At 66.7% G+C, this 3,298-nt stretch carries 3 protein-coding genes and 2 pseudogenes; 1 reads left to right on the forward strand and 4 read right to left on the reverse strand.

Annotated elements, in window-relative coordinates; genetic code table 11:
- Window positions 1-212 (reverse strand): annotated as a pseudogene (locus AC27IQ_RS20935) (helix-turn-helix domain-containing protein); the annotation flags it as partial.
- An 82-nt stretch (window positions 213-294) separates the two neighbouring features.
- On the opposite strand from AC27IQ_RS20935, the gene argC reads away from it, so the two are divergent.
- The gene (gene argC / locus AC27IQ_RS20940) at window positions 295-1,215 is read left to right on the forward strand and encodes an N-acetyl-gamma-glutamyl-phosphate reductase (RefSeq protein WP_487090642.1); all 921 of its coding nucleotides are present in this window, start codon (window positions 295-297) and stop codon (window positions 1,213-1,215) included.
- Between the two features lie 231 nt (window positions 1,216-1,446).
- Here argC and AC27IQ_RS20945 read toward each other — a convergent pair whose 3' ends face one another.
- From AC27IQ_RS20945 to AC27IQ_RS20955, 3 genes and pseudogenes are all read right to left on the reverse strand, one after another.
- On the reverse strand, window positions 1,447-1,680 hold the full coding sequence (locus AC27IQ_RS20945) for a hypothetical protein (protein ID WP_487090643.1): 234 nt from the start codon (window positions 1,678-1,680) through the stop codon (window positions 1,447-1,449).
- A 150-nt stretch (window positions 1,681-1,830) separates the two neighbouring features.
- Entirely contained in the window at window positions 1,831-2,784 is a 954-nt protein-coding gene (locus AC27IQ_RS20950) for an ADP-ribosylglycohydrolase family protein (RefSeq protein ID WP_487090644.1), read from the reverse strand.
- 192 nt (window positions 2,785-2,976) lie between these two features.
- A pseudogene (locus AC27IQ_RS20955) lies at window positions 2,977-3,298 on the reverse strand (helix-turn-helix domain-containing protein); the annotation flags it as partial.

The raw sequence follows: 3,298 nt of genomic DNA on the forward strand, positions 1-3,298 counted from the left end.
CCCGCGCGATGAACCGCTCGCCCAGGGCGGTCGGTTGCGCGGGCCCCCCGCCCGCGAACGAGCAGCTGGCCGCCCAGGCGCGACTCCAGCTCCGCGATCTGCACGGTCACGGTGGGGGCCGCCAGGTGAAGGGCGCGCGCCGCATTGGTCAGGGAGCCGAGATCGGCGATGGCAACCAGGGTGCGCAAATGGTCCAGGCTCAGTTCTCGCATGTCGGCAGTTTAATTTTTCTTAACTTGGGGTTGCCGATATTTCGCTGGAGCCATCGAGGCGGTCTCCCTACGATCGCGTTCCATGAACCACCAAATCTTCATCGACGGCGACCAGGGCACCACCGGCCTGGACCTGCAGAACCGGCTCCGGGGCTCGGAATTTCGCCTCCACACCTTGCCTGCGGGCTTGCGCAAGGACCCGGCCGCGCGAAAGGCGGCGATCAACGATTGCGACATCGCCATCCTGTGCCTGCCCGATGCCGCGGCGCGCGAGGCGGTCGCGATGATCGACAACCCCGGCGTGCGTGTCATCGACGCCAGCTCCGCCCACCGCACCAGCCCTGGCTGGGTGTACGGCCTGCCGGAACTGGATGCGCATCAAGGCGAACGCATCGCCAAGGCGTCGCGGGTCACCAACCCGGGCTGCTACCCCACCGCCGCAGTCGCCCTGCTGCGGCCCTTGACGGATGCGGGCCTGCTGCCCGCCGACTATCCGCTCACCATCCATGCGGTTTCCGGCTATTCCGGCATGGGGCGGGCGGGGGCCGAAGCGCACGAGGCGGGAGTGGGCGCGCATTCGCTCACGGTCTACGGCCTGGCCCTGGAGCACAAGCACGTGCCGGAGATCCAGGCCTATGCGGGCCTCACGGAGCCGCCCCTCTTCGTCCCGGCCTATGGCAGCTACCGGCAGGGCATCGTGCTCACCATCGGGTTGCATGTGCGAATGCTGCCCGCGGAGGCTACAGGCGCACGCATCCACGAATGCCTGGCGCAGCGGTACCGCGATGCGGCGCATGTGCACGTGCTGCCGATGCCGTCGGCTGAGCCGATGACCGAACGGGACCCGCAGGTCCACAACGGTTCGAACGACATGGGCTTGGCCGTGTCGTGGAATGGCCGCACGGGCCAGATCGTCTTGAGCGCGGTGCTGGACAACCTGGGCAAAGGCGCGGCGGGCGCGGCCGTGCAGAACCTGAGGTTGATGGTGGACGGTCCGAACTAAGTGGGAGTCCGAAGCGCCCACGGTCGGTGGGGAAGGGCTGGCACCCCATTCGTTTTCGAACCTCGCGTTGCAGCGCCATTTGGGCGGCGATGGCTGCGGGTCAAAAAACCTTTGGGCGCGGATCGTTCTTATCGGACCGAATTGGCAACAACACCCCTTGCGGGCGATGCCGTTGGACCCACCGGGGGCGTCAAGGGTGCGTTTGGTGGGTGTCCTCCAACCCGGCCGGCATTATTTTTTCTTCTTCTTGCCTTGATCGTGGTGCCACTTGATGGCTAAAAACATGCCTGTTCCGAGCACGATGACCTTGAACGCAATGAAGACGATAGGGAACCAATCCATTTTCTGAGCGCTTCCTGGCGATTGCGTGAAAAGACCAATCGTGAGGTGCATGGCCTCCAAACGCTTTTCCGGTGGTTTCGTCGGCGCCGAGACCGGTGCCGAATCCGGCTCCGATTGTTGCATTCAGCACGGCATTTCACGGCCGGACGGGGTGGGGCATTTTGCCTCACCGATCAGGCGCCCGGCGTGGTGAAGTGGGGGGGCTGAAGCGCCGGATCTTTCTGCGAGCCACTGCCTTGGCGCCTTCCCTTTCCTTGCCGGTTCTGGCAGGAATCACTCCCAGGCGGCGATCAGGCGGTCGAGCAAGGGCTCGACGAGGGGCTTTCCTTGCAACTGCTCGCGCCATCGCAGCGGAATGCCTTGCTCGCCATAGAGCAGTCCCGCCCATCCCCCCGCGACGCAGGCGGTGGTATCGGTGTCGTTGCCAAAACCGATCGCGCACCGCACGCAGTCTTCGAAGTTGCGCGTGCGAAGGACGGCTGCAACGGACGACCAAAGGCAGTCCACCACGTACCCGCTTCCGCCCGGTGGATCAAACCGCCCGTTCAACAGGATGCGAAGTTCAAATCGCTCGGATTCGGATGTGGTCTCTTCGAGGTGCGCCTGGGCCCCGTCGAGCGCCTCCACGAACGAGAGGCCCCTGAGAAGGCGGGCGGATACCAAGGTCGCCAGCGCGCACGCGAGCAGCGACCTCGTGTGCCCATGGGTGGGCAGGCTTTGCCTTCTCGCGCGGTCGATCAGGACCCGGTCGTCGGCAGCGGGAAGCAAGGCCGTGGGAAGCACCCGCATGAGCGACCCATTCCCATTGTTCCTCTCTTCGCAAGGGCCGCTCTGGCTGGGCGGCACACCTCGCCGGAGGTTCGCCAAGGCTTCCTGCGTCTGGATGCCGATATCGAACACGCGGCCATCGGGTGTCAGTTCACCGGAGGAATGCCAGGACTGCAAGCCATCGGCGAACCTGCTTTCCAGTGCGTGGTCCCCATCGAGAAGAACCCTCAGCAGATGCAGTGCTTGCGCGCCGTCATCGCTCCAGGTGCCTGCCGGCACTCCCGGATGGGCGCGGCGAAATCCAGCGGGCGGTGCCATCTCGATCAAGCGGAGCTCCGGCAGTTCTGCGGCATCCGAGAACTCGTAGGGCACCCCCAGCGCATCGCCAACGAGCAGGCCGTAGACTGCGCCCCGCAGGCGCGATCGGATGGAGAGGGGTATGGGTTGGGTCGGTGGCATGGTGGATGACAGCAGTGAGCGGCCGGGCCGTTGGCAAAGTATGCCCTTCACAAGGCCCGAGTCAGCAGCGGCCCCCGCTTGGCGGTACCACGCCCTTTGCGAACAGCCTTTCGCCAACGACCGGGTGGCGCTGCCCTGCACCCCTCGCCAGCAACCCGCCGAAAGCGGCCGCCCTGGATGCAGGCGCGCGCTTTAGAGGCCCGGCAGCCCTGCGCCGCCACCCGTTCCCCCGAGCTGCGAAGGCGTCCCACCCCGCCCGAACTGCTTCCACGCCCGGCGCAGCTGCGTATCCGAACTGAACCCCGCCATCGCCGCCGCCTCGGTCACGTTGCGCCCCGCCCGCAACGCGGCCTCGGCGGTGGCCAGGCGGATGCGGCGCAGGTACTGCAGCGGCGCGATGCCGGGCGTGGTCCAGGAACAGGCGGGTCAGGTGGCGCGGCGAGGCGTGCGCCACCTCGGCCATGGCGGGCACGCTCCAGTCGGCCTGGGGCTGCTGGGCCACGGCGTCCTGCAC

The organism is Acidovorax sp. KPB24-07 (assembly GCF_057543315.1).

What these genes read in the sequence shown, in the direction of transcription:
- AC27IQ_RS20945 (WP_487090643.1), bottom strand. Translation starts at nt 1,680, where the DNA reads ATGCAACAATCGGAGCCGGATTCGGCACCGGTCTCGGCGCCGACGAAA.
- AC27IQ_RS20950 (WP_487090644.1), bottom strand. Translation starts at nt 2,784, where the DNA reads ATGCCACCGACCCAACCCATACCCCTCTCCATCCGATCGCGCCTGCGG.
- argC (WP_487090642.1), top strand. Translation starts at nt 295, where the DNA reads ATGAACCACCAAATCTTCATCGACGGCGACCAGGGCACCACCGGCCTG.